24 protein-coding genes and 1 riboswitch are annotated in these 25,415 nt (G+C 69.8%); of the genes, 17 read left to right on the top strand and 7 right to left on the bottom strand.

The features are described 5' to 3' along the window. Nucleotides 1-208 precede the first annotated feature (208 nt). The 3 genes from ACFV1J_RS34660 to ACFV1J_RS34650 are packed head-to-tail and all read left to right on the top strand — an operon-like array spanning nucleotide 209 to nucleotide 4,175. Nucleotides 209-1,021: a hypothetical protein gene (locus tag ACFV1J_RS34660; protein ID WP_385864954.1), complete on the top strand. Its 813-nt coding sequence runs from the start codon at nucleotides 209-211 to the stop codon at nucleotides 1,019-1,021. Next, nucleotides 1,018-3,006 (top strand): GMC family oxidoreductase, encoded by a 1,989-nt coding sequence (locus tag ACFV1J_RS34655; protein WP_385864952.1) that lies wholly within the window; start codon nucleotides 1,018-1,020, stop codon nucleotides 3,004-3,006. Before ACFV1J_RS34660 ends, ACFV1J_RS34655 begins: the two co-directional genes overlap by 4 nt. Beyond that, nucleotides 3,003-4,175 (top strand): ferritin-like protein, encoded by a 1,173-nt coding sequence (locus tag ACFV1J_RS34650; protein ID WP_385864951.1) that lies wholly within the window; start codon nucleotides 3,003-3,005, stop codon nucleotides 4,173-4,175. Before ACFV1J_RS34655 ends, ACFV1J_RS34650 begins: the two co-directional genes overlap by 4 nt. Here ACFV1J_RS34650 and ACFV1J_RS34645 read toward each other — a convergent pair. Both ACFV1J_RS34645 and ACFV1J_RS34640 read right to left on the bottom strand, forming a co-directional pair. Continuing rightward, nucleotides 4,172-4,387: a DUF397 domain-containing protein gene (locus ACFV1J_RS34645; RefSeq protein ID WP_385864949.1), complete on the bottom strand. Its 216-nt coding sequence runs from the start codon at nucleotides 4,385-4,387 to the stop codon at nucleotides 4,172-4,174. The two genes, ACFV1J_RS34650 and ACFV1J_RS34645, sit on opposite strands and share 4 nt — an antisense overlap. After that, entirely contained in the window at nucleotides 4,366-5,211 is an 846-nt protein-coding gene (locus tag ACFV1J_RS34640) for a Scr1 family TA system antitoxin-like transcriptional regulator (protein WP_385864947.1), read from the bottom strand. The genes ACFV1J_RS34645 and ACFV1J_RS34640 overlap by 22 nt, the downstream gene beginning before the upstream one ends. 125 nt (nucleotides 5,212-5,336) lie before the next feature. On the opposite strand from ACFV1J_RS34640, the gene ACFV1J_RS34635 reads away from it, so the two are divergent. Further along, nucleotides 5,337-5,588 carry a hypothetical protein gene (locus ACFV1J_RS34635; RefSeq protein ID WP_265363055.1) on the top strand — a complete coding sequence of 84 codons (252 nt, stop codon included), beginning with the start codon at nucleotides 5,337-5,339 and terminating at the stop codon, nucleotides 5,586-5,588. A 72-nt stretch (nucleotides 5,589-5,660) separates the two neighbouring features. Next, nucleotides 5,661-6,173, top strand: a complete 513-nt coding sequence (locus ACFV1J_RS34630) for a hypothetical protein (protein WP_385864945.1) — start codon at nucleotides 5,661-5,663, stop codon at nucleotides 6,171-6,173. 42 nt (nucleotides 6,174-6,215) lie between these two features. On the opposite strand, the gene nadA is transcribed toward ACFV1J_RS34630, so the two are convergent. Then, nucleotides 6,216-7,403, bottom strand: a complete 1,188-nt coding sequence (gene nadA, locus ACFV1J_RS34625) for a quinolinate synthase NadA (RefSeq protein ID WP_030415445.1) — start codon at nucleotides 7,401-7,403, stop codon at nucleotides 6,216-6,218. Between the two features lie 288 nt (nucleotides 7,404-7,691). Here nadA and erpA point away from each other — a divergent pair, with 288 nt between their 5' ends. After that, nucleotides 7,692-8,048: an iron-sulfur cluster insertion protein ErpA gene (gene erpA / locus ACFV1J_RS34620; protein ID WP_360951483.1), complete on the top strand. Its 357-nt coding sequence runs from the start codon at nucleotides 7,692-7,694 to the stop codon at nucleotides 8,046-8,048. 76 nt (nucleotides 8,049-8,124) lie between these two features. On the opposite strand, the gene ACFV1J_RS34615 is transcribed toward erpA, so the two are convergent. Further along, nucleotides 8,125-9,636 (bottom strand): hypothetical protein, encoded by a 1,512-nt coding sequence (locus ACFV1J_RS34615; protein ID WP_385864943.1) that lies wholly within the window; start codon nucleotides 9,634-9,636, stop codon nucleotides 8,125-8,127. Between the two features lie 255 nt (nucleotides 9,637-9,891). Between ACFV1J_RS34615 and ACFV1J_RS34610 the strand changes: the two genes are divergently transcribed. Then, complete coding sequence (locus ACFV1J_RS34610; RefSeq protein WP_385864941.1) at nucleotides 9,892-10,869, top strand: carbohydrate kinase family protein; 978 nt, start codon at nucleotides 9,892-9,894, stop codon at nucleotides 10,867-10,869. A gap of 44 nt (nucleotides 10,870-10,913) precedes the next feature. Here the strand turns inward: ACFV1J_RS34610 and ACFV1J_RS34605 are convergent, their stop codons facing one another. Then, nucleotides 10,914-12,398: a cysteine desulfurase/sulfurtransferase TusA family protein gene (locus ACFV1J_RS34605; protein ID WP_385864939.1), complete on the bottom strand. Its 1,485-nt coding sequence runs from the start codon at nucleotides 12,396-12,398 to the stop codon at nucleotides 10,914-10,916. Nucleotides 12,399-12,727: 329 nt separating this feature from the next. Between ACFV1J_RS34605 and coxB the strand changes: the two genes are divergently transcribed. The 4 genes from coxB to ACFV1J_RS34585 all read left to right on the top strand — a co-directional run bounded on the left by coxB (nucleotide 12,728) and on the right by ACFV1J_RS34585 (nucleotide 17,246). Further along, nucleotides 12,728-13,690, top strand: coding sequence for a cytochrome c oxidase subunit II (gene coxB, locus ACFV1J_RS34600; RefSeq protein ID WP_385864937.1), 963 nt, complete (start codon nucleotides 12,728-12,730; stop codon nucleotides 13,688-13,690). Then, nucleotides 13,687-15,423 carry a cytochrome c oxidase subunit I gene (gene ctaD / locus ACFV1J_RS34595; protein ID WP_385864936.1) on the top strand — a complete coding sequence of 579 codons (1,737 nt, stop codon included), beginning with the start codon at nucleotides 13,687-13,689 and terminating at the stop codon, nucleotides 15,421-15,423. The genes coxB and ctaD overlap by 4 nt, the downstream gene beginning before the upstream one ends. Then, nucleotides 15,420-15,818, top strand: coding sequence for a cytochrome c oxidase subunit 4 (locus ACFV1J_RS34590; RefSeq protein WP_042161924.1), 399 nt, complete (start codon nucleotides 15,420-15,422; stop codon nucleotides 15,816-15,818). The genes ctaD and ACFV1J_RS34590 overlap by 4 nt, the downstream gene beginning before the upstream one ends. A 153-nt stretch (nucleotides 15,819-15,971) precedes the next feature. After that, nucleotides 15,972-17,246, top strand: a complete 1,275-nt coding sequence (locus ACFV1J_RS34585) for an Ig-like domain-containing protein (protein WP_385864933.1) — start codon at nucleotides 15,972-15,974, stop codon at nucleotides 17,244-17,246. Nucleotides 17,247-17,276: 30 nt separating this feature from the next. On the opposite strand, the gene ACFV1J_RS34580 is transcribed toward ACFV1J_RS34585, so the two are convergent. After that, nucleotides 17,277-17,678, bottom strand: a complete 402-nt coding sequence (locus tag ACFV1J_RS34580; protein ID WP_030812816.1) for a hypothetical protein — start codon at nucleotides 17,676-17,678, stop codon at nucleotides 17,277-17,279. Nucleotides 17,679-17,952: 274 nt separating this feature from the next. On the opposite strand from ACFV1J_RS34580, the gene ACFV1J_RS34575 reads away from it, so the two are divergent. The 5 genes from ACFV1J_RS34575 (at nucleotide 17,953) to trpD (ending at nucleotide 23,357) form a co-directional block, all read left to right on the top strand. After that, nucleotides 17,953-18,573, top strand: a complete 621-nt coding sequence (locus ACFV1J_RS34575; protein WP_006606088.1) for a heme-copper oxidase subunit III — start codon at nucleotides 17,953-17,955, stop codon at nucleotides 18,571-18,573. Nucleotides 18,574-18,650: 77 nt separating this feature from the next. Beyond that, nucleotides 18,651-19,460, top strand: a complete 810-nt coding sequence (locus ACFV1J_RS34570) for a c-type cytochrome (protein ID WP_385864931.1) — start codon at nucleotides 18,651-18,653, stop codon at nucleotides 19,458-19,460. Beyond that, a complete protein-coding gene (locus tag ACFV1J_RS34565; protein ID WP_385864929.1) occupies nucleotides 19,457-20,518 on the top strand; it encodes a Rieske 2Fe-2S domain-containing protein in 1,062 nt (353 codons plus the stop codon). The genes ACFV1J_RS34570 and ACFV1J_RS34565 overlap by 4 nt, the downstream gene beginning before the upstream one ends. Beyond that, nucleotides 20,515-22,152: a cytochrome bc complex cytochrome b subunit gene (locus ACFV1J_RS34560; RefSeq protein WP_385864927.1), complete on the top strand. Its 1,638-nt coding sequence runs from the start codon at nucleotides 20,515-20,517 to the stop codon at nucleotides 22,150-22,152. The genes ACFV1J_RS34565 and ACFV1J_RS34560 overlap by 4 nt, the downstream gene beginning before the upstream one ends. Before the next feature lie 140 nt (nucleotides 22,153-22,292). Further along, nucleotides 22,293-23,357, top strand: a complete 1,065-nt coding sequence (gene trpD / locus ACFV1J_RS34555; protein ID WP_385864925.1) for an anthranilate phosphoribosyltransferase — start codon at nucleotides 22,293-22,295, stop codon at nucleotides 23,355-23,357. A 92-nt stretch (nucleotides 23,358-23,449) separates the two neighbouring features. Beyond that, nucleotides 23,450-23,567, top strand: a riboswitch (SAM riboswitch). A 42-nt stretch (nucleotides 23,568-23,609) separates the two neighbouring features. Here the strand turns inward: trpD and ACFV1J_RS34550 are convergent. After that, a complete protein-coding gene (locus ACFV1J_RS34550; protein ID WP_385864924.1) occupies nucleotides 23,610-23,741 on the bottom strand; it encodes a hypothetical protein in 132 nt (43 codons plus the stop codon). A gap of 27 nt (nucleotides 23,742-23,768) precedes the next feature. Here ACFV1J_RS34550 and ACFV1J_RS34545 point away from each other — a divergent pair, with 27 nt between their 5' ends. Beyond that, nucleotides 23,769-25,136: an aminotransferase class V-fold PLP-dependent enzyme gene (locus ACFV1J_RS34545; RefSeq protein ID WP_385864922.1), complete on the top strand. Its 1,368-nt coding sequence runs from the start codon at nucleotides 23,769-23,771 to the stop codon at nucleotides 25,134-25,136. Nucleotides 25,137-25,415 lie beyond the last annotated feature (279 nt).

Genomic DNA, 25,415 nt, shown 5'->3' with positions numbered 1-25,415 from the left:
CCGCACCCCGGCCGCGGGGGCTCTTTCGTGGCCGCACCCCAGCCCAACAGTGCGCCCCGGGCCGTGCGCCCGGTGGCTCCTCCTCCCTCAACTGACCTCCCGTCATACGCCTTTCAGTGGTTTATGGCTGCATGTCCGCATGTGCGGTCGGGAGTTGAGAAGCATGGCCACCGGTATATGCCGCATATGCCGCTCCGGGAGGAGAACGATGACGGTCCCCGCATCACCGGCCGACGACGAAGCGCACGCACTCCCCGACGACGAAGCGCACGCACTCCCCGACGACGAGCCGCACGACCTGCCCGAAGACGACCCGGGCCAGCTCCCCGCCCATCGGCCCGCCCAACTCCCCGACGAGCTCACCGACTTCGTCACCCACTGCGTCCCGCTCACCGGCTTCGCCGCGTTCGACCTGTACGCCACCGGTACGGCCCGGCTCTACCTCGACACCGCCCGCCGCCAGGTCGGCGAGGGCCGCTTCGCCGCGTTCTGGGCCGCATGGAAACGCGCGCTCGCGGAGGGACACGGCCCCGAGGCGCTCACCCCCACCCACCGTGAGGTGGCGCGGGCCCTGATCTACCTCTGGTACACCGGTGCCTGGCCCCGCCTCGCGCCGGCCGCGCATGCCGACCTCCGCCGCGAGAGTGCCAACACCGAGTTCGTCCCCGCCCCCAGCGCCTACGTGGAGGGCCTGGTCTGGCGCACCTTCCACGGTCACCCGGCGGGCGCCAAACCGCCGGGCTTCGGCACCTGGGCCCTCCGCCCGCCGGACCCGCCCGGTGTCGCGGAGCTCCGTGACCGCCTCGGCCTCGCGGACGTCCCCTACCGCACCGGCCTGGCCGACGAGGTCCCCCCGGCGGACATCCCCGCCCATCTGCTGCCTGGGCAGCGCCTCAGCCGCGACGTCCCGCCGTCCGCCGTCCCCACCGCGGCCGCCCCCGCCACCCCGGCCGCCCCCGCCACCCCGGAGGCCCCCGCCGCCCCCGAGGCCCCCGTCACCCCTGAGGAGAGCAGCTCATGACCGAGACCGTCTCCGCGGAGGGCGCCGCCCGCCGCCGCTACGACGCGATCATCGTCGGCGCCGGCTGGGCCGGTTCCGCCCTCGCCAAGCGCCTGGGCGCGCAGGGCTGGCGGATCCTCGTCCTGGAGGCCGGCAACGGCGGCACCGAGACCTGGCCCGGCTATCTGGACTCGCTGTCCACCTTCTACTCGGCCGTGGCCAAGGTCCCCAACTCCGCCTACCGCCCCAACAAGGCCGCCCCCTCCCCGAACGTCCTCGACCTCGCCCCGGTGCGCGACCCGGAGGCCGGCGAGCCCGAGTTCACCGCGCACGGCTACTTCGTCCAGGACGGCCAACTCCCGTACGGCACCGACTACTTGCGGGAGCTGGGCGGTGCCGCCATGCACTGGCTCGGCGCCGTCCCCCGGATGCTCCCGGACGACTTCGCCACCCGCAGCGCCTACTCCTACGGCCTGGACTGGCCGCTCACCGCCGAGGACCTCCAGCCCTGGTACGCCGACGCCGAGCGGGAACTGGGCGTCGCCGGCCACGCCCGCGAGCAGCGGGAACTCGGCGTGGTCACCGACCCCGGCTACGAGTACCCGATGCACCACATCCCGCAGAGCTATATCGACCAGTACTGCGACCACCGCCTCAAGGACGCGGTCATCGACGACACGGTGGCCCAACTCCCGTACACCCTGCGGACGTTCGGCCTGCCGCAGGCCCGCAACTCCACCCCCAACCCCGCCTACCGGGCCCCGTACCGCATCGAGGGCGCCGTCGGCCTGCCCAACTACGGCGAGCGCTGCGTCGGCAACGCAAGCTGCGTCCCCATCTGCCCCGTCCAGGCCAAATCCCATCCGCTGCGCCTCCAGGCCGCCTGGCCGCCGTCCGTCACCCTCGCCACCCGCTGCGTGGTCACCCGGGTCCGGGCCACCTCGACCGGCACGGTGACCGGCGTGGAGTACCGCACCTACACCGACCCCGCCTCCCCGGTCAGCCGGTCCTACCTCGTCGAGGCGGACGTGGTGGTGCTCGCCGCGCACGCCATCGAGAACGCCCGCCTGCTGCTGTTCTCCGGCCTCGCCAACGCCAGCGGGCAGGTCGGCCGCAACCTGATGGACCACCCCACGCTCCTCAACTGGGCGCTCGCCCCCGAGGCCGGTGGGCCGGTCGGGCCGTTCCGCGGCCCCGGCCACACCTCCGGCTGGGAGGTCTTCCGCGGCGGCCCCGGACGCCGCGCCCGCGCCCCGTTCCGCATCGAGATCGGCAACTGGGGCTGGGGCTGGGCCACCGGCGCCCCCATGAGCAACGTCGCCACCGCGCTGGGCATCGGCGGCGACAAGGACGGCAACGTCCGCCCGGACGGCGTCTTCGGCCCCGAACTCCGCCGGCTGCTCGGCAGCTCCATCGGCCGCCAGCTGCAACTCCAGATCGCCGTCGAGCAGTCCGCCGACCCCGGCAACCGCGTCACCATCGACCCCGCCCGCTACCGCGACGCGATGGGCAACCCCCGGCCGATCCTCACCTACGACCTCGACGACCACGTCCGCACCGGCCTGTTCGCCGCCCGCCTCGTCGCCCAGAAGATCTTCGCGCGGCTCGGGGCCACCGACTACACCGACCACGCCCCGCACGACGGCGTACCGCCGCTCGGCCACTTCGTCCACACGGTCGGCCGGCAGACCCTGGACCTCGCCTACAGCGGCGCCGGCCACGGAGCCGGCACCCACCTCATGGGCAGCGACCCCAAGACCTCCGTGGTCAACGCCGACCAGCGCACCCACGACCACCCCAACCTCTACGCCATCGGCTGCGGCAGCATGCCGTCGATCGGCACCAGCAACCCCACGCTCACCATGATGGCGCTGGCCCTGCGCAGCGCCGCGCAGATCCACCGCGACCTCGTGGCCGCCCGCCGCCCGGCGACCCTACGGCCCGCCACGCAGTCGTCGTCGCACCCCGAGTCCGAGAACGCGCAGAAGGAGAAGGTGACGGCGTGATCACCGCACTCGCCCTGGACGCCCAGGGGTTCGGCATCCCCCAGGATCTCCCCACCCTGCGCCGCTACCTCCAGGCGGCCCTGGAGGTGGAACACCTCACCGTCCCCGTCTACATGACCGGCATGTACTCGATCGTCTCCGGCACCAACCGCCCCGCCTACTTCACCATCCGCAGCGTCCTGCTGGAGGAAATGCTCCACATGACGCTCGCCGCGAACCTCCTCAACGCGGTCGGCGGCACCCCGGACGTCGGCCACTCCCAGTTCGTCGCCAAGTACCCCGCCAAGCTGCCCTTCAGCAGCGACCAACTGCCCCTCATCGGCCTCCAGCACTTCTCACCCGCCGCCCTGAAGACGTTCCTCACCATCGAAACGCCCCGCAAGCTGGCCCCCAAGCCGAAGCCGGGCGACGGCTGGACGTCCATCGGCCAGTTCTACGACTGCATCCGCCAGGGCCTCGTGAACCTGGTGAGGGAACAGGGCGAGGCGGCGGTCTTCACCGGCACCGCCGCCCGCCAGGTCGGCCCGGACGACTTCTACAACTCCGGTGGCGAGGTCCTCGCCGTCCACGACCTGACGTCGGCCCAGCTGGCGATCCGGGTGATCAGCGACCAGGGCGAGGGCACCGACGGCACGATCTGGGACAGCGACGACCTGATCTTCGGCGAACAGCGCCAGCTGGCCCACTACTTCCGCTTCAACGAGATCTACACCGGCCGCGGTTACGGCCCCCACGACACCCCCGCCGACCCGCCGAGCGGCCCCCTGATCGACGTCACCTGGGACGACGCGTACCCGATCCACGGCGACTCGAAGATCGCCGACTACAAGGAGTACGCCACGACCAGCGCGGTCCACGAGCAGGCGGTCGCCTTCAACACCCGTTACGCGGCGCTGCTGCGCTACCTCCACACGGCGTTCAACGGCACCCCGCGCGCGATGGCCCTCGCGATCCCCACCATGCTGGAACTCCGCGACCGCTCCGAGCAGTTGTACCGCAACCCGCACCCCGACCCGAAGCTGGCCGCGCGCGGCCTGTACGCCAGCCCCACCTTCGAACTCGAACAGCCACAGTTCGACACCGTCGGCCCCACGGTCGAGGAAAACCTACGGCTGGCCGGCCTGCGGCCCGGCCAGCCGATCGACCTCGCGCCCGTCCCGTCCCACTAACCGCCCAGGGACGACCCGTCCTTCACCATCCCGACGAACGCGGCCCACGCGGCCCCGCTGACGCATATCGCGGGGCCGCCCGGGTCCTTGCTGTCCCGGATGGGGACGAGGCCGGGGATGTTGTCGGCGATCTCGACGCAGCTCCCGCCGTTGGTGTTGCTGTAGCTGCTCTTACGCCAGCGAGCTGCGCTCAACTCGGGGGTGTGTCGCATCTTTTGTGGTCCTCCATTGCCTCTCGGATCAGCTCCGCCGACTCCGTCAGCGAGAGGGCGTTCGCGCGCAGCACCTCGTACTTGCGCCGCCACTTGCTCACGGCTTCCGGGGCCTCGTGGAGATGCGCGGTCTCGATGCCCTCTTCGTAAGCCACGGCGGAGCCGTCCGGAAGCGTCAGCAGATTGAGTGCGCCGCCCATCAGCGGGTGCAGGCCCGCGCTGAACGGCATCACCTGCACCTTACTGTCCGGAGTATCCACCTGTTCGAGTAGCCGAGCCAGCTGTTTACGGGTGCACTCCCTGCTGCCCACCCGCCGCCGCAGCACAGCCTCGTCGATGATGGCCCAGCGGTACGGAGGCGAGTCGGAGCTCAGCCGATCCTGGCGGGACATCCGGGCGTTGACACGCTCTTCGAGCTGCTCCGCAGACAGGTCCGACTGGCAGCCCAGACACGCTTGAGCGTATTCCCTGGTCTGCAACAAGCCGGGGATCACTTGCGGCTCGTAGACCTCGATGACGTCCGCACGGGACTCGAAGTCCATGAACCGCCGGTACTGGTCCGGATGCGCCTCCCTCTTGGCCAGTTGGTACAGCCCGTGGAAGTACTGCTCGGTACCGAAGGCCGCATCGAGCGCATTCGGCAGCTCCGGTGCGGGCATCAGCTCCGCCGTCTCCACCCGCGCCAGCGCGCTCTTGCTGAAGTTGACGATGTCCGCCAGCTGTACCAGCGACAGTCTTGCCAGCTCACGGTGGCGACGCTGCTCCGACCCGAAGTAATGCCGGGCGGACAGGTACGGAGTCAGTTCCTTCGGCGTGAACTTCACGAGGTGCCTTCCGATCGTCCCAGCTCAACAGCGGGACGTCAGGCCCCTGTTGAGACCACGTCTCACACGGCAACGATGGCAATACACACCGTAATCAGGCGACCAACCTCGCGAAAGTAGGTCATATGTTCGATGGTTCGCCGTGGCGGCTGTTGCCGTGGACGGGGCCGGACGGTCAGCCCTGCTATCTGCACACCGACAACCCGGAGAGCCGGCTGTCGATGCTGGCCGACGACATCGAGGAGCAGATACTCGCCGCGGCCGAGCTGCTGCTCGATGAGGTCACGGCGGAATCCCGGGTGCTCCGGCTCGCGCTGCGGGACGTGGTCCGGATCGCCGTGAGTCGGGGTGACCGGCTCGCGGAATACGAGGAGTGACGGGAATGCGGCCGTGAGTAATGGTATGAAAAGAGGGTAAAGCGACCTCGGATCGCGAAAGGCAGGTAGCCCGTGCTCTCCGCACCGACCGGCAAGGCCGTCCTCGTGCCCGCCGCCGGGCTCGCCTGTGCGCTCACTTTCGCACTGGTGGGCCCCGCGGTCGCCCCCCGCGCCGTCGCCGTGCCCGCCGCGGCCCACCCGGCGGCCAGCCCGACGGCCAGCCCGACGGCCAGCCCGGCCGCCGGACCGCTCGCCGGCGTCCGGGTGGCGATCACCGGCGGGCTCTTCACCGCCAGCCTCGGGATCATCTGGACGACCGGGCACCCCGTCTACGGGCACTCCTGCGCGGCGGCCGGCGGTGCCCCCACGCCGTTCACCGCGCTGGTCGACGCCGAGGACGAGTACCACTTCGGGCTGGTGGCGCACTGGGACGCCACCGCGAAGGACTTCGTCGTCGACAACATCCACGGGGACGCCGCCAACGGGAAGAAGTGGACCGCGTACGTCAACGACACCAAGATCACGACCGGTCCCTGCGCCACCGCGATCAAGGACACGGACAAGGTCAAGTGGTCCCTGGAGTAGCCGAGGAGGGCCGGGCCTACACCCGGCCCCGGCCCGCCGCCACTACGGCAGCGCCAGCATCCGCTCCAGCGCCAGCTTCGCGAAGCTCTCGGTCTCCTTGTCGACCTGGATGCGGTTGACGACCTTGCCGGCCGCCAGCGACTCCAGGGCCCACACCAGGTGGGGGAGGTCGATGCGGTTCATCGTCGAGCAGAAGCAGACCGTCTTGTCGAGGAAGACGATCTCCTTGTCCTCGGAGGCGAAACGGTTCGCCAGGCGGCGGACCAGGTTCAGCTCCGTACCGATGGCCCACTTCGAGCCGCGCGGGGCGGCCTCCAGCGCCTTGATGATGTACTCCGTCGAGCCGACGTAGTCCGCCGCCGCCACGACCTCGTGCTTGCACTCGGGGTGGACCAGCACGTTCACGCCCGGGATGCGCTCGCGCACGTCGTTGACCGAGTCCAGCGAGAACCGGCCGTGCACCGAGCAGTGGCCGCGCCACAGGATCATCTTCGCGTCCCGCAGCTGCTCGACGGTCAGGCCGCCGTTCGGCTTGTGCGGGTTGTAGACCACGCAGTCGTCCAGGGACATGCCCATGTCCCGGACGGCGGTGTTCCGGCCCAGGTGCTGGTCGGGCAGGAACAGCACCTTCTCACCCTGCTCGAAGGCCCAGTCCAGCGCCCGCTTGGCGTTGGAGGAGGTGCAGATCGTGCCGCCGTGCTTGCCGGTGAAGGCCTTGATGTCGGCGGAGGAGTTCATGTACGAGACCGGCACGACCTGCTCGGCGATGCCGGCCTCGGTGAGCACGTCCCAGCACTCGGCGACCTGCTCGGCGGTCGCCATGTCGGCCATCGAGCAGCCCGCGGCCAGGTCGGGGAGGATGACCTGCTGGTCGTCACCGGTGAGGATGTCGGCCGACTCGGCCATGAAGTGCACACCGCAGAAGACGATGTACTCGGCGTCCGGCCGGGCGGCGGCGTCCCGCGCGAGCTTGAAGGAGTCGCCGGTCACATCGGCGAACTCGATGACCTCGTCGCGCTGGTAGTGGTGCCCGAGGACGAAGACCTTGTCCCCGAGCTTCGCCTTGGCCGCGCGGGCGCGCTCGACGAGGTCGGGGTCCGACGGGGCCGGCAGATCACCGGGGCACTCCACGCCGCGCTCGCTCTTCGGGTCGGCCTCGCGGCCGAGCAGGAGCAGCGCGAGCGGGGTCGGCTGGACGTCCAGGGGCTGGGCGGTGGTCACGACACGCACCCTCTCTTCTCTGCAGACAACTCTGAGGCACGCACCTTTCTCGGGGCACATGCCTTTTCGTCTATTTGACGCTATCTATCATAGCCGCTTCACGTCACTTTGACGATGGCCATAGTGTCGATGTGACGCATCAGCACCCCGCCGTGTGTCGTCGGCCACCAGTTCCCGGCGGCCGGTGTGCGAGCATGAGAAGAGATAACGCCCAGCCGGAATGAATTCCGGGGCGTCGCCGGTTGCAGCTTGTGGCATCCGATGACAAGCGGTCCGTACAACCCGGGAGAGATGTAGATGAGCGTGCAGGACGAGAAGACCACCGTCAGCGACGGCATCATCCTGTCCGACGCGGCCGCGTCGAAGGTCAAGAGCCTGCTGGAGCAGGAGGGCCGGGACGACCTCGCGCTGCGGGTGGCCGTTCAGCCCGGTGGCTGCTCCGGTCTGCGCTACCAGCTCTTCTTCGACGAGCGTTCGCTCGACGGCGATGTCGTGAAGGAATTCGACGGCGTGAAGGTCGTCACGGACCGGATGAGCGCCCCCTACCTGGGCGGTGCCTCCATCGACTTCGTCGACACCATCGAGAAGCAGGGCTTCACGATCGACAACCCGAACGCCACGGGCTCCTGCGCCTGCGGCGACTCCTTCAGCTAAGGAGTCCGCTCCGCGAGGAGCACGGGACACATACGAAGGCGGCGCCCCCGATGGGGACGCCGCCTTCGCCGTGTCGTCACCGCTTGGGCACCGACTCGCCGGTCGACACATCGATCACCTTCCGGCCGTCCAGCGGCTTCTGCAGCTCCACTGTCTTGGTGAACTCCCGGGCGATCTTCACGCAGATCTGCCCCGGCTTCTTGTCCCGGCCGACGACCTTGGTCTTCACGGCGGTGGCCGACTCCTCGACGCTCACCGAGTAGACACTGCACACCCCGCCCCAGAAGTGCACGGTCAGCTTCCGGCCGCCGTCCCCGATGTCGTACGACTCCAGCGCCATCGCGCCCGGCTTCCCGGACGGCGGCTTGGAAGTGGGCTCCTTGTGGGCGACGTACTTCGGGTCCACCGCCGGATGCGTCACCGTCGTGGTGGTGCTGTCCGGGCCGTTGCCGGTGCCCGGCTGGCGGACCTTGAACAGCCACGACGGGACCAGCGCCTGGCCGCCGTCCACGTACTGCACCGCGAGCCCGAAGACCGCGCCGGTCACCTCGGCCGGCCGCTGGCCCTTGGTCGGGTCCGGCTCGCAGGGCGCGATCTGGTCACCCTTGCCGTCCGGGCCGCCCTTACGGCCGGGTGTCGAGGGGCAGGGGGCGGGCTTGCGGCCGTCGCCCGAGTTCAGCCGCGCAAGCGTCTTGTCCGCGTTCAGCACGGGGTACACCGCGCCCTTGACCGGCTTGGCCAACTGCCCGCTGCCGCCGACCACTTGACCGTCCGAGCCGACCTGCAGATCGCTCTGCCAGCCGTACGTCGGCAGCCCGCCGAGCACCGGGTTGGCGGTGACGATCCGCACCGCACCGGACAGCCCGCTCGCATCGACCGCGGCGTCCTCCTGGCCGAGCGCCTTCAGCACCGGCCGCACCACCTGCTTCGCCTTCTCCTGCGACACCGCGCCCGCGCCGCTGCCGTCGTCCTGGGTCGCGATGTCCCCGCCACCGCGGTACGACGGGCAGCCGGGCCGGCTCGACGGGCCGCCGCCACCGGGCTGTTCCTGACCGGTCTTGCCCTTGGGGGAGGCGGGCAGCGCGCAGTTCGTGCCGCCCGGAGTGCCGTACTGGGAGAACGTCCAGGCACCCGAGCCGGTCTTGTTCACCTGCAGGATCGGCCCGCGGGCGTCCGGGGTGACCTCGCCGACCTTCCAGGTGGTGCCCTCCGACCGAACCTTTCCGGCCACGTCCAGCGCCTTTGCCAGCCGTTCCACCGACTCCCGGCTGATCTCGCCCTTCGGGCGGTACACCGGGGCGGACCCCGGCCCGTTCGGCAGCTTCGCCACGGCCCGGTACTTCGCCCCCTGCGGGTTGGGCTCCCCGGCCGCTATCGAACCGCCCGAATAGCCGTCGAGCGCCAGCGGCGGCGGATTGCCCTGCCCGGAACCCGGACCGGACCCGTCGCCGCCGGACGCGGACGAGGCCCAGTACGCCGCGCCGCCCCCGGCCACGAGCACCGCGGCGGCCATCGAGGCCACCACGAGCCGGGTGCGCCGCGTGCGCTCCTTGGGGTGGGTGGTGTCAGGGGTGTCCTCGGCGTTCACCGCATCGCTCCTTCAGCTCCGCTGAACTTCTGACCTGCCTGCCCGCCTCGGTGGGGGACGCCGATGGGACGGACCCCGGCCGGATCCGGTTCCCCGGCGCCCGCGGCCGGCGGCCCGGCCGGGCGGATCTACTATGGGAGGGTTTGCGCGGCCACCGGCTGCCAGCTGTCCCGGATGACCGGCGGGGCACCCTCCCGACCGGTACCGTTTCCCCGTCCGCCGCCCCTCACGCCGTCCCACAGGAGCAGACCCGTCGTGCGTATCGCAGTCACCGGCTCCATCGCCACCGACCACCTGATGACCTTCCCCGGCCGCTTCGCCGACCAGCTCGTGGCCGACCAGCTGCATACGGTCTCCCTCTCCTTCCTCGTCGACCAGCTCGACGTCCGCCGGGGCGGCGTCGCCCCCAACATCTGCTTCGGCATGGGCCAGCTCGGCATCCGGCCGGTCCTGGTCGGCGCCGCGGGCACCGACTTCGAGGAGTACCGCGCCTGGCTCGACCGGCACGGCGTGGACACCCGCTCCGTCCGCATCTCCGAGGTCCTGCACACCGCCCGCTTCGTGTGCACCACCGACGCCGACCACAACCAGATCGGCTCCTTCTACACCGGCGCGATGAGCGAGGCGCGGCTGATCGAGCTGCAGCACGTCGCCGAGCGGGTCGGCGGCCTGGACCTGGTCCTGATCGGCGCGGACGACCCGGAGGCGATGATCCGGCACACCGAGGAGTGCCGCAGCCGCGGTATCCCGTTCGCCGCGGACTTCTCCCAGCAGATCGCCCGGATGGACGGCGAGGGCATCCGCACCCTGATGGAGGGCGCGGCCTACCTCTTCTCCAACGAGTACGAGAAGGGCCTGATCGAGTCCAAGACCGGCTGGACCGCCGAGGAGATCCTGGCCAAGGTCGGCACCCGGGTCACCACCCTGGGCTCCAACGGCGTCCGCATCGAGCGGGTCGGCGAGCCCACCATCGAGGTCGGCGTCCCCGAGGAGAAGACCAAGGCCGACCCCACCGGCGTCGGCGACGCCTTCCGCGCCGGCTTCCTGTCCGGCCTGGCCTGGGGCGTCAGCCTGGAGCGCGCCGCCCAGATCGGCTGCATGCTCGCCACCCTGGTCATCGAGACCGTCGGCACCCAGGAGTACGAGCTGCACCGCAGCCACTTCATGGACCGCTTCACCAAGGCGTACGGCCACGACGCCGCGGCCGAGGTCCAGCAGCACCTCGCTGCCTGACCCGCCCGACCGGGGCCGGGCCCACGCCCGGCCCCTTCCGCACGTCAGACGCGGCGCCGCACCACGTACGCGGCGCCGCGTTCGGCCGCCCGCTCTCCCACGTACTCCTGGTCGCGCATCCCGCACCAGGCGGGGATGTCCAGCCGGGCGGCCTCGTCGTCGGAGAGCACCGTCACCGTCCCGCCCACCGGCACCTGCCCGATCACCTTCGCCAGCTCGATGACCGGGATGGGGCACCGCCGCCCGAGCGAATCGACGACGAGGCCTTCCGGCTCTTCCGTAACGGCTCCGGCGGGCTCCTCCGTGACCGCCCCGGCGGGCTCCTCCGGTCCCTCCGCCGCGGCCACTGAAGGCTCCTGCGGCACGCTGTCCGGTGCGGCCACCGGCTCCGCGGCCCCCGCCCCGAGCCGCTCCCGCACCGACCGGACGATCCCCGGCAGCACCTCCAGGAACCGCTCCACGTCCGCCTCGGCCGTGCCGTACGGCAGCGAGACCCGGACGTTCCCCTCGGACAGCACCCCCATCGCGCGCAGCACATGGCTCGGCGTCAGCGTGCTGGACGTACAGGACGATCCGGACGAGACGGAAAAGCCGGCCCGGTCGAGCTCGTGCAGCAGGGTCTCCCCGTCGACATAGAGACAGGAGAAGGTGACGAGATGGGGGAGTCGGTGCACCGGATCGCCGACCACCTCCACGTCCGGGACCAGCTCCGGCACCCGGGTACGGATCCGGTCCACCAGCCCCCGCAGCCGGGCCGCCTCGGCGGCGGTCCCCGGCCCGGACCGCAGCGCACGCAGCGCGGCCGCGGCCGCGACCACCGCCGGGATGTTCTCGAAACCGGCGCTCCGGCCGGACTCCCGCTCGTCCCGCGGCCCCTGGGGCGCGAACCGGGTCCCCTTGCGGACCGCGAGCAGCCCGACGCCGGGCGGGCCGCCCCACTTGTGGGCGCTGGCCGCCAGCAGCGACCAGGCGCCGGGCACCGGCCCCCAGACCAGCGACTGCGCGGCGTCCACCAGCAGCGGCACCCCGGCCTCCTGGCACAGCTCGGCCACCTCCTCGACCGGCTGCTCGGTGCCCACCTCGTGATTGGCGGACTGGAGGGCGACCAGCGCGGTGTCCGGGGTGAGCGCGGCCGCGACGTCCCCGGCGGCCACCCGGCCCGTACGGTCCACCGCCAGCTCCGCGACGGTGCCGCCGGCCGCGGCATGGGCCTCGGCGGCGTGCAGGACCGAGGAGTGCTCGACGGCGGAGTGCAGCAGCCGGCGGCCGGCCCGGCGCCGGCCGGCCAGCGCACCGGCCACCCCGGCGTGCACCGCCTGGGTACCCGAAGGGATGAAAACCAGTTCGTCCGGGCGGCAGCCGACGGCTTCGGCCGCGGCCTCCCGGGCGGCGTCCAGCAGCAGCCGGCCGCGCCGGCCCTCGCGGTAGAGCCGTGCCGGGTCGGCCCAGCCCTCGTCGAGCGCGGCGAGCAGCGCCTCGCGGGCGACGGGGTGGAGGGGGGCGGCGGAGGCGGCGTCGAAGTAGGGCACGTACCCGACGTTAGTCGCCCGGGCGGCGGTAGGCGCCGCGCCCAGTGGAGTGGTCCGTTCCACCCGTCCGCGGGCCGGGGCCGGGCATGCCGTCAGATGCCTGGTGGAAGCGGGTAATCGGGTCTCCGGGAGGCGGCCCGCGAGGGGCCCGGCCACCCCTTCGGGGTGGCTCGCGGCGCGTTGGGCACCCTCCCCGCGCGACCCCAAATAGCGTCCAGTAGGGTTTGGTCCGCATAAACATCCAAACCCCTGCCCGACGCAGGGCGGCGACCGACCAGCGAGTAAGGCCGCAGCCGACCGCGCGGGCGAGACTCTCGGGAAGGCGCTACGTGAGTCCCAACGGCTCCGACCGCTCGTCGCGGCGCCCGATGCGGCGGAAGCTGCCGCAGGTGCTTGCTGCGGGCCTGGTCCTGGCGACCGCAACAGGTTGCACATACAAGGACTTCCCCCGCCTCGGCATGCCAACGCCCGTCACCGACGAGGCGCCGCGGATCCTCTCTCTTTGGCAGGGCTCCTGGGCCGCCGCCCTCGCAACGGGCGTGCTGGTCTGGGGCCTGATCATCTGGAGCGTGATCTTCCACCGCCGTAGCAGGACCAAGGTGGAGGTCCCCGCGCAGACCCGGTACAACATGCCGATCGAGGCGTTGTACACGATCGTCCCCTTCATCATCATCGCGGTGCTGTTCTACTTCACCGCACGTGATGAGAGCGCGCTTCTGAAGACCTCCAAGAAGCCGGACCACGTCATCAACGTGGTGGGCTTCCAGTGGAGCTGGGCGTTCAACTACATGGAGAACGTGGACGGCAACAAGTCGACCACCAACATCAACTCCAGCGCACTCTCCGCTATTCCGGACAAGTGGAAGAAGACCGCACCGGCCGGTGCCGACGGTGTCTACGACACCGGCACCCCGGGCGAGCGCAACCCGCAGACCGGCAACCCCGGACCGACCCTGTGGCTGCCGAAGGGCGAGTCGGTCCAGTTCGTGCTGACCTCGCGCGACGTCATCCACTCCTTCTGGGTGGTGCCGTTCCTGATGAAGCAGGACGTCATCCCGGGCCACACCAACGTCTTCGAGGTGACCCCCAACAAGGAGGGCACCTTCATGGGCAAGTGCGCCGAGCTCTGCGGCGTCGACCACTCTCGGATGCTCTTCAACGTCAAGGTCGTGTCCCCTGAGCGGTACCGGGCGCACCTGAAGGACCTGGCGAAGAAGGGCCAGACCGGATACCTGCCGTCGGGCATCAAGCAGACGGATCACGCCAGGAATGCGGAGACGAAGAACCAGTGAGCATCCTCAACGAACCTCAGGGTGCCGCCGCCGATACGGCTCCGGCTGCCCCGCCCGCACGCAAGAAGCAACCCGGTATCGCCGCCGTGAAGTGGCTGACGACCACTGACCACAAGACCATCGGCACGATGTACCTGGTCACGTCGTTCGCGTTCTTCTGCATCGGCGGCCTGATGGCGCTGCTCATGCGCGCCGAACTGGCCCGTCCCGGCACGCAGATCATGTCGAACGAGCAGTTCAACCAGGCGTTCACGATGCACGGCACGATCATGCTGCTGATGTTCGCGACGCCGCTGTTCGCCGGTTTCGCGAACTGGATCATGCCGCTGCAGATCGGCGCGCCCGACGTGGCGTTCCCGCGGCTGAACATGTTCGCCTACTGGCTGTACCTCTTCGGCTCGCTGATCGCCGTGGCCGGCTTCCTCACCCCGCAGGGTGCCGCCGACTTCGGCTGGTTCGCCTACTCCCCGCTGTCGGACGCGGTCCGCTCGCCGGGCGTCGGCGCCGACATGTGGATCATGGGTCTGGCCTTCTCCGGCTTCGGCACGATCCTCGGTTCGGTCAACTTCATCACCACGATCATCTGCATGCGTGCGCCTGGCATGACGATGTTCCGGATGCCGATCTTCACCTGGAACGTGCTGCTGACCGGTGTCCTGGTCCTGCTGGCCTTCCCGGTCCTGGCCGCCGCGCTGTTCGCCCTGGAGGCGGACCGTAAATTCGGTGCCCATGTATTCGACGCCGCAAATGGCGGGGCATTGCTCTGGCAGCACCTCTTCTGGTTCTTCGGACACCCCGAGGTGTACATCATCGCGCTGCCGTTCTTCGGCATCATTTCCGAGGTCATTCCGGTGTTCTCCCGGAAGCCGATGTTCGGTTACATCGGTCTGATCGCGGCGACGATTTCGATCGCCGGTCTTTCGGTCACGGTGTGGGCGCACCACATGTACGTCACCGGCGGCGTCCTTCTGCCGTTCTTCTCCTTCATGACGTTCCTCATCGCCGTTCCGACCGGTGTGAAGTTCTTCAACTGGATCGGCACGATGTGGAAGGGCTCGCTGTCCTTCGAGACGCCGATGCTCTGGGCGGTCGGCTTCCTGATCACCTTCACCTTCGGTGGTCTGACCGGTGTCATCCTGGCCTCGCCGCCGATGGACTTCCACATCTCCGACTCGTACTTCGTCGTGGCGCACTTCCACTACGTCGTCTTCGGAACGGTCGTCTTCGCGATGTTCTCCGGCTTCCACTTCTGGTGGCCGAAGTTCACCGGCAAGATGCTCGACGAGCGGCTCGGCAAGATCACGTTCTGGACGCTGTTCATCGGCTTCCACGGCACCTTCCTCGTCCAGCACTGGCTGGGTGCCGAGGGCATGCCGCGCCGTTACGCGGACTACCTCGCGGCCGACGGCTTCACCGCGCTGAACACCATCTCGACGATCAGCTCGTTCGTGCTGGGCCTGTCGATCCTGCCGTTCCTCTACAACGTCTGGAAGACCGCCAAGTACGGCAAGAAGGTCGAGGTCGACGACCCGTGGGGCTACGGCCGTTCGCTCGAATGGGCGACGTCCTGCCCGCCGCCGCGGCACAACTTCCTCACCCTGCCGCGCATTCGTTCCGAATCCCCGGCGTTCGACCTGCACCACCCGGAGATCGCGGCCCTCGACGCGCTGCACAACGGCCACGGCACTGACGAGGACAAGGCCATCGCCGGTGGCAAGGAGGCGGGCAAGTGAAGATCCAGGGCAAGATGTTCATCTGGCTCTCCGTCTTCGTCCTGGCCATGGCGATCGTCTATGGCGTCTGGTCGAAGGAGCCCGCGGGTACCACCGCACTCTTCCTCGCCTTCGGCCTGTGCATCATGGTCGGCTACTACCTGGCCTTCACGGCCCGGCGGGTCGACGCGGGCGCACAGGACAACGAGAACGCGGAGGTCTCCGACGACGCCGGTGAGCTGGGCTTCTTCAGCCCGCACAGCTGGCAGCCGCTGTCCCTGGCCGTCGGTGGAGCGCTCGCCTTCCTGGGCGTCGTCTTCGGCTGGTGGCTGCTGTACTTCTCCCTGCCGGTGATCCTGGTCGGCCTCTTCGGCTGGGTCTTCGAGTACTACCACGGCGAGAACCGCACGCAGTAGGCGTACGAAGCGGTAGATGCACGGCAACACGCCGTACAGCGGGCCCGGACACCTCAACAGGTGTCCGGGCCCGCACCGTTCGGCGGAAGCGGGGGCTACCCGTTTGCAGTCCTCCAGCGCGCTGGAGCAGGTGATTCTTCATATTTTTGGGGCATGAGTCACAGACCTCGAACCCGGACGGTGCTGAGCTGCGGCCTCCTGCTCGTGCCCCTCGCGGTGAGCACTGCCGCGTGCGGGGGCTCGGCGTCGGAACCGCTCTCCGCCAATCCCTACGACGCGGGCGACCAGATCACCGCCAACACCCCGGACGGAAAGCAGAAAGCCGACCCCGACAAACCGATCGAGGTCTCCGTCAAGGATGACGACGCGCGGATCACGGACGTGACCGCCACCGATTCCACCGGCCGCTTCGTACGCGGCGAACTGAGCGCCGACGGCAGGCACTGGCGCACCACGGTCCCGCTGGCCGCCGGCACCCGCTACACGGTGCGGGTCAGCACCGAGGAGGACGACGGCACCCCCGGCCGCAAGACGCTGGTGGTGCACACCACCGACGCGGACGGCCAGTTGACCGCCACCTTCGGCCCCGAGAGCGGCGAATACGGCGTCGGCCAGCCGGTCACCGCCGAGCTGAGCCGGCCCATCAAGGACCCCAAGGCCCGGGCCATCGTCGAAAGCGCCCTGAAGGTCGACTCCATGCCGCGCGTCGAGGGCGCCTGGCACTGGGTGGACGACAAGAAACTGCACTTCCGCCCGAAGGTCTACTGGCCGGCCCACGCCACCATCTCGGTGCACAGCAACCTGACCGGCCTGAAGATCGCCAAGGGGCTCTACGGCGGGCCCTCCAAGCCCGTCAAACTCACCACCGGCGACCGCCTGGAAGCCATCACCGACGCGGCGGCCCACCAGATGACCGTGCTGCGCAACGGCACGTCCATCAACACCATCCCGGTCACCACCGGCAAGCCCGGCTTCTCCACCCGCAACGGCGTCAAGGTCGTCCTGGGCAAGGAGAGCTTCGTGCGGATGCGCAGCTCCACCGTCGGCATCGCCGCCGGCAGCTCGGACTCCTACGACCTGCCGGTCTACTGGGCCACCCGGGTGACCTGGAGCGGCGAGTACGTGCACGCCGCGCCCTGGTCCGTCGGATCACAGGGCGCGGCGAACGTCAGCCACGGCTGTACCGGCATGTCCACCGGCAACGCGCAGTGGTTCTTCAACACCGTGCGGGTCGGCGACATCGTCAAGGTCATCAACAGCGGCGGCGACACCATGACGCCGTTCGACAACGGCTTCGGCGACTGGAACATGCCCTGGAAGGAATGGCGCGCCGGCAGCGCACTCAAGAACAAGGCCTCCAGCACCACAGGAGCCGCCGAGCGCCAGCAGGACCCCGGCTCCGACGCCCGGCTGCGCCCGAAGATCTAGCGGGCGCCAGGCGGCCCTCAGCGCGGCGCCTCAGGCCTGTACGAGGTTCCTGCGGCGCAGCAGGCCGGCCAGGGCGTCGGCGAAGGCCACCGGGTCGATCGGATGGGTCACCGCCGCGTCCGCCCGGCTCCAGGTGGCCAGCCAGGCGTCCTGGGGGCGGCCGATCAGCAGCAGCACCGGCGGGCAGCGGAAGATCTCGTCCTTGATCTGCCGGCAGACCCCCATACCGCCCGCCGGCGCGGTCTCGCCGTCCAGCACGCAGACGTCGATGCCGCCCTGCTCCAGGGCTTCGAGGACCGCCGGCGCGGTGGCGCATTCCAGGATCTCGATCTCCGGGGCATCGGCGGCGGGGCGCCGGCCGGCCGCCAGCCGGACCTGCTCGCGGGTGCCCGCGTTGTCGCTGTAGACCAGCACCGTGGCAGTCGCCTGCATCGTTCCTCCACGCTCTTCGTAGCGGCACAGCATCGGGTGGGGCTGATGGGCCGGATGCTACTCCCGCGGCGGGCCCCCGCAGCAGGGGGCGAAAGGGCCGAAGATCTGCCCGACGGCCCGTCAGCACCAGGTCCGCGCGAGCCGGGGGACCGCACCGGCGGCCGGCCTTCCCCCCTTCGGGCGATGCCGGAAATGGGCCGTACGAGCAGGGCATACGTCCTTGACACACCGAACGGCACCCCCCGGAGTGAGGGCGGGATAAGCGACCGACATAATGTCGGTCGTGGCGACAGCAACGACAGTAGAAACCGGGCACGCGCACCCGTCGGTCAATCGGCCGAACCTCACCAGCGTCGGAACCATCATCTGGCTGAGTTCCGAGCTGATGTTCTTCGCGGCCCTCTTCGCGATGTACTTCACCCTTCGATCCGTGACCGGAGAGGCTTATTGGAAGGAATCGGCCAGCGCGCTGAACCTTCCGTTCTCCGCGACCAACACCACGATCCTGGTGCTCAGCTCGCTGACCTGCCAGCTCGGCGTTTTCGCGGCCGAGCGCGGCGACGTCAAGAAGCTGCGGGCGTGGTTCGTGGTCACCTTCATCATGGGTGCCATCTTCATCGGCGGTCAGGTCTTCGAGTACACCGAGCTGGTCAAGCACGAGGGCCTGTCGCTCTCGTCCGGCCCGTACGGCTCGGTGTTCTACCTGACCACCGGATTCCACGGACTGCATGTGACGGGCGGTCTGATCGCCTTCCTGCTGGTCCTGGGCAGGACGTACGCGGCCAAGAGGTTCACCCACACGCAGGCCACCGCGGCCATCGTCGTGTCCTACTACTGGCACTTCGTCGATGTCGTCTGGATCGGCCTCTTCGCCACGATCTACCTGATCCGGTAACCGGTCCGACCGGACCGAAAGATCAGACAGACATAGCCAAAGCATCGACGCAGAAGATCCTGACACCGGGGTAATCCGTGAAAAAGCTCTCCGCACGACGGCGCCATCCGCTGGCGGCGCTCGTCGTCCTACTCTTCGCGCTGGCGGTCACCGGGGGGCTGTACGCCGCGTTCGCGCCGGCGGACAAGGCTCAGGCCGATGACACCGCCCAGTCCCTTGCCATCAAGGAGGGCAAGAAGCTCTACGCCGTGGGCTGTGCCAGCTGCCACGGCACCGGCGGTCAGGGCACCACCGACGGCCCGAGCCTGGTCGGCGTCGGTGCCGCAGCCGTCGACTTCCAGGTCGGCACCGGCCGCATGCCGGCCCAGCAGCCCGGCGCGCAGGTGCCGCGGAAGAGGCCGATCTACAACAACGCCCAGCGCGAGCAGCTGGCGGCCTACGTCGCATCGCTGGGTGCCGGCCCCACCATTCCGGAGAAGTCGCAGTACAACTCCGAGGGCGCCGACATCGCCAAGGGCGGCGAGCTGTTCCGCACCAACTGCGCGCAGTGCCACAACTTCACCGGTAAGGGCGGCGCCCTCACCGACGGCAAGTACGCACCGACGCTCGAGGGCGTGGACCCGAAGCACATCTACGAGGCCATGGAAACCGGCCCGCAGAACATGCCCTCCTTCGGTGACGGCTCGCTGAGCAAGCAGAACAAGAAGGACATCATCGCGTACCTCGGCGCCGTCAACGGCGATGAATCCGAGAGCCCCGGCGGCCTCGACCTCGGCGGTCTCGGTCCGGTCAGTGAGGGTCTCTTCGGCTACATCTTCGGCCTGGGCGCGCTGGTAGCGGTCGCCATCTGGGTCGCAGCCCGGACTACGAAGGCCAAGAAGTCATGAGCGAGACTGGACGACACGAAGACGTGCCAGAAGAAATTCTGCCCGGTGAGCGGGAGGCTCACGAAGGGGCGGTGCGCCCGGCGGACGACCCGTTCGCCGACCCGGGTCTGCCGGCCCACGAGCACCGCGCCCAGGACATCGACGAGCGGGCCGCGCGGCGCTCCGAGCGCACCGTCGCCCTGCTCTTCCTGGTGTCCATGATCGCCACGGTGGCCTTCATCGCCGCCTACGTGGCCATCCCGATCGACAAGATCGTCTACATCTGGCCGATCGGTCACATCAGCGCGCTGAACTTCGCGCTCGGCCTGACGCTGGGTGCCGCCCTGTTCTGCATCGGCGCCGGCGCGGTCCACTGGGCCCGCACGCTGATGTCGGACGTGGAGGTCGCCGACGACCGCCACCCGATCGAGGCCAGCCCCGAGGTCAAGGCCAAGGTCCTGGCGGACTTCAAGCTGGGCGCCGAGGAGTCGCAGTTCGGCCGCCGCAAGCTGATCCGCAACACGATGTTCGGTGCGCTGGCCCTGGTGCCGCTCTCCGGTGTCGTCCTGCTGCGTGACCTCGGGCCGCTGCCCGAGACGAAGCTGCGCACGACGAACTGGAAGAAGGGCGTCCGCCTCGTCAACCAGTCCACCAACCTCCCGCTGCGTCCCGAGGACATCGCGGTCGGCTCGCTGACCTTCGCCAAGCCCGAGGGCCTGGAGGAGGACCAGGAGGACTTCAACGAGAAGATCGCCAAGGACGCCCTGATGCTCGTGCGGATCCAGCCGCAGAACATCAAGGACAAGCAGGAACTCGCGTGGTCCCACGAGGGCATCGTGGCCTACTCGAAGATCTGCACCCACGTGGGTTGCCCGATCAGCCTGTACGAGCAGCAGACGCACCACGTGCTCTGCCCCTGCCACCAGTCGACGTTCGACCTCTCCGACGGCGGTCGGGTGATCTTCGGTCCGGCCGGACACGCCCTGCCGCAGCTGCACATCACGGTGAAGGACGGCTTCCTGGAGGCCGCCAGCGGTTTCGAGGAGCCCGTCGGCCCGAGCTTCTGGGAGCGCGGATGAGTAACGAGACAAGCGCGACCACCACGCGCCGCGGCCAGGCGCCGCGGGGCGAGCGGATCGCCGACTGGGCGGACGGCCGGCTGGGCATCTACAGCCTCGCCAAGTCCAACATGCGCAAGATCTTCCCGGACCACTGGTCCTTCATGCTGGGTGAGGTCGCGCTCTACAGCTTCATCATCATCATCCTGACCGGTGTCTACCTGACGCTGTTCTTCCACCCGAGCATGGCCGAGGTGACCTACCACGGTTCCTACGTGCCCATGCAGGGGATCCGGATGACCCAGGCCTTCGAGTCGACGCTGGACATCAGCTTCGACGTCCGAGGCGGCCTGCTCATCCGCCAGATCCACCACTGGGCGGCGCTGGTCTTCCTGGCCGCGATGATGGTCCACATGATGCGGGTGTTCTTCACCGGCGCCTTCCGCAAGCCGCGCGAGGTCAACTGGCTGTTCGGCTTCCTGCTGCTGGTGCTCGGCATGTTCACCGGCTTCACCGGCTACTCGCTCCCCGACGACCTGCTCTCCGGCACCGGCGTGCGGTTCATCGAGGGCGTCATCCTGGCGATGCCGCTGGTCGGTTCGTACCTGCAGATGTTCATCTTCGGCGGCGAGTTCCCCGGGCACGACATCATCCCGAGGTTCTTCACGGTCCACGTGCTGCTGCTTCCGGGCATCATGCTCGGCCTGCTGGTGGCGCACCTGATCCTGGTCTTCTACCACAAGCACACGCAGTTCCCGGGTGCCGGCAAGACCAACACCAACGTCGTCGGCATGCCGCTGCTGCCGGTCTACATGGCCAAGGCCGGAGGCTTCTTCTTCCTGGTCTTCGGCGTGATCTCGGTGATCGCCGCGGTCGCCAGCATCAACCCCGTGTGGGCCATAGGGCCGTACCGGCCGGACCAGGTCTCCACTGGTGCGCAGCCGGACTGGTACATGGGCTTCGCCGAGGGCCTGGTCCGTGTCATGCCGGGCTGGGAGTGGAACTTCTGGGGCCACACCATCAACTTCGGTGTGCTCATCCCGATCCTCCTCTTCCCGCTCGTCCTGGTCGCCATCGCGGTCTACCCGTTCGTCGAGTCCTGGGTCCGCGGTGACAAGCGCGAGCACCACATCCTGGACCGCCCGCGCAACGTGCCCACCCGCACCGGCTTCGGTGTGGCCTGGCTGATCGCGTACTTCGTGATGCTGATCGGCGGCGGCAACGACCTGTGGGCGACCCACTTCCACCTGTCGATCAACTCGATCACCTGGTTCGTCCGGATCGCGTTCTTCGTCGGGCCGGTGCTGGGCTTCATCGCCACCAAGCGGATCTGCCTGGGTCTGCAGCGGCGCGACAAGGACAAGGTGCTGCACGGCCGCGAGTCCGGCATCATCAAGCGCCTGCCGCACGGTGAGTTCATCGAGGTCCACGAGCCGCTCGACCAGGAGCAGCTGCACTTCCTGACGCAGCACGAGCAGCCCGAGCCGCTGGAGCTGGGCCCGGAGGTCGACGAGAACGGCGTCCGCCGCAAGATCAAGCGGTCGCAGAAGCTCCGCGCCAAGCTCTCCAAGAGCTACTACGGCGAGGACAGCGTCATCCCCAAGCCCACGGTCGAGGAGTACCGGGAGATCACCAGCGGCCACGGCCACCACTGATCCCTCGCGTGCCTCGTAGCGCACCGTAGGTAGTACGCCACCCAGAGGGCCCCGTCCGAGCATCGGACGGGGCCCTCCGGCGTGCCGTCCCTCTCGATAGGGTGACTGCATAAGCAGGACACAGACCAGGAGCGTGGACCATGAACGTTGTGACCCCGGTGGGCGGCGACAGCGTGGCGGCCCACACCTGGCCGGGCATCCTGAACGCCCTGCTCGACGGCCGGGACCTCACCGCCGACGACACCGCCTGGGCGATGGACCGGATCATGCGGGGCGAGGCCAGCGACGCCCAGATCGCCGGCTTCGCGGTGGCCCTGCGCGCCAAGGGCGAGACCGTCGCGGAGATCTCCGGACTGGTCCGCACGATGTACGCGCACGCCCGGCTGATCGAGGTGCCGGGCCCCAGCGTCGACATCGTCGGCACCGGCGGCGACGGCGCCAAGACCGTCAACATCTCCACCATGTCCTCGATCGTCGTGGCCGGCACCGGCGCCAAGGTCGTCAAGCACGGCAACCGCGCCGCGTCCTCCGCCAGCGGCGCCTCCGACGTCCTGGAGAAGCTCGGCGTCAACCTCGACCTCACCCCCCAGCGGGTCACCGAGGTCGCGCAGGAGGCGGGCATCACCTTCTGCTTCGCGGTGAAGTTCCACCCCGCCCTCCGGCACGTCGCCAACGCCCGCGGCCAGCTCGGCATCCGCACCACGTTCAACGTGCTCGGCCCGCTGACCAACCCGGCCCGGGTGAAGGCCCAGGCGACCGGCGTCGCGGACGCCCGGATGGCGCCCATCCTGGCCGGCGTGCTCGCCGAGCGCGGTTCCTCCGCGCTGGTCTTCCGCGGCGACGACGGCCTCGACGAGCTGACCACCACCGCCACCTCCCGGGTCTGGATCGTGCGCGACGGCACGGTCCGCGAGGAGCCCTTCGACCCCCGCGACGTCGGCATCCCCCTCGTCCCCGTCGAGGCGCTGCGCGGCGCGGACGCCTCGTACAACGCGGACGTCGCCCGCCGGCTGCTGGACGGCGAGACCGGCCCGGTCCGTGACGCGGTGCTGCTGAACTCCGCGGCCGCACTCGCCGCGCTGGAGCCGTCGGACGCCCCGCTGACCGACCGCATCCGCCTCGGCATCGAGCAGGCCGCCGTCTCGATCGACTCGGGCGAGGCCAAGCGCGCACTGGAGCGCTGGGTGGCCGCCAGCAACGCCTGAGCGGCCGGTGACACAGGGTGTGACGCAGGGCTCAGTCCGTCATACGGACTGAGCCCTTGCGCGTAAATGCTCTTGTGGCATGATGCTGCGCAGGTCACGAGTGACAGCGACACAGGCCCCGGCCCGCTGTCCGGCAACCCTCCTTCCGTGGCGGGGTGCCCCGGGTGATGACCAGGCCGCAGGCAGCGAGGTCTGCGGCAAGCGCGGATCCCTCGCCAGGGATCCTGGTCCTCGAGGGAGAACTTCCGTGAATCAGCGAATGCGATAGGGCCCGAAGGCCCCTTTTTCGCGCCCTTTTTCCTTTCCCGCTGCGTCCCGCGCCGCGCGCTTCAGCACACCCGAAAGCGCCGCCGCCGTTTCCCGCGCCGCAGCGAATTCGCTCAATTCACTTACGCCTTACGGGAGTTCGCCATGTCCGTTTCCGCCGTTGCCGCCGACCGTTCCGTCTGTGCCCCGCTGCCGGTGCTCGGCCGGGACGTCCTGGTCCCGCTCGTGACCGGCGGCGAGGTCGACTACGCCGCGCTGGACTACGCCGCCAGCACCCCGGCACTGCAGCGGGTCTGGGACGACGTGGCCGCCTACGCCCCCTACTACGGCAGCGTGCACCGCGGCGCCGGATACCTCTCGCAGCTCTCCACCGACCTCTTCGAGAACAGCCGCCGCACGATCGCCGCATTCCTCGGCTGCCGCGCCGACGACCAGCTGGTCTTCACCCGTTCCACCACCGACTCGCTGAACCTGCTCGCCGCCGTACTCCCGCGGAACACCCGGGTCTTCGTCTTCGAGACCGAGCACCACGCCTCGCTGCTGCCCTGGGAACAGCGCGCCGACCTGACGGTCAGCTACCTCAACGCCCCGCGCACCCCGGAGCAGGCGGTCGCGACCCTGGAGCACGCGCTCGCCGACCGCGAGCCCTACGGGCCGGCCCTGGTCTGCGTCACCGGCGCCTCCAACGTCACCGGCGAACTGTGGCCGGTCCGCGAACTGGCCGCCGCGGCACATGCGCACGGCGCCCGGATCGTCCTCGACGCCGCACAGCTCGCCCCGCACCACCCCGTCGACCTCGCCGAACTCGACGTCGACTGGGTCGCCTTCTCCGGCCACAAGCTGTACGCGCCGTTCGGCGCCGGTGTGCTGGCCGGCCGCGCGGACTGGCTGCAGGACGCCGACCCGTACCTGGCGGGTGGCGGCGCCAGCCGCAAGGTCTCGCGGCGCGCGGACGGCGGCGTCGACGTCGAGTGGCACACCACGGCCGCCCGCCACGAGGCCGGTTCGCCGAACGTCATCGGCGCCTACGCCATCGCCTCCGCCTGCAAGGCGCTCACCGAGGCGGGCTTCGACACGCTCGTCGCCCGCGAACAGGAACTGATCGCGCGGGTCCGCGCGGGGCTGGCCGAGGTCCCCGAGGTGCGCGTCCTCTCCCTCTTCGGCGACGACGCCCCCCGCGTCGGCGTGCTCTCCTTCGTCGTCGAGGGCTGGAACAGCTCCCACTTCGCCGCCGCCCTCTCCGCCGAGTACGGCATCGGCGTCCGCGACGGCCTCTTCTGCGCGCACCCGCTGGTCCGCACCCTGCTGGGCAGCGACCCGCAGGACCCCGGCGAGTGCGGCGCCCCCGACGCGGCCCCCGGCGAGCGGTCCCTCAACGCCATCCGCGTCTCCTTCGGCGCCGGCACCCCCGACGAGCATGTCGACCGCTTCCTCCGAGCGGTCAAGGAACTCGTCTCCGACGGCGCCCGCTGGAACTACCGCACGGAGGACGGCCGTTGCGTGCCCGCTTAAGCGGGGTGCCTCCCACGTACCTGGCCGTCCCGCCGTGCTGGTTGCGCGTCGTTGCGCGCTTGGCGGCGCCGCCTACGTACCTGTCTGTCCCGCCGTGGGGGTCTCGCCGTTGCGCTTTGCGGCGCCCCCGTACGTACCCGTCCGTCCCGCCGCGGGGGTTTCTCGCCGTTGCGCCTGCGGCGGGCTGGGTGGTGTCGGGTGCGGTGACGGTCCTCCGGGGCCTTGTTCGTGGACTGCTTCGCTTTACGTCCACGAACAAGGCCCCTCCGGCCCGTCCCC

It is taken from the genome of Streptomyces sp. NPDC059649 (assembly GCF_042734445.1).
Lineage (GTDB): Bacteria > Actinomycetota > Actinomycetes > Streptomycetales > Streptomycetaceae > Streptomyces.
Note: the sequence above shows the minus strand (reverse complement) of the source record. Positions and strands in the feature narration are given on the sequence as shown.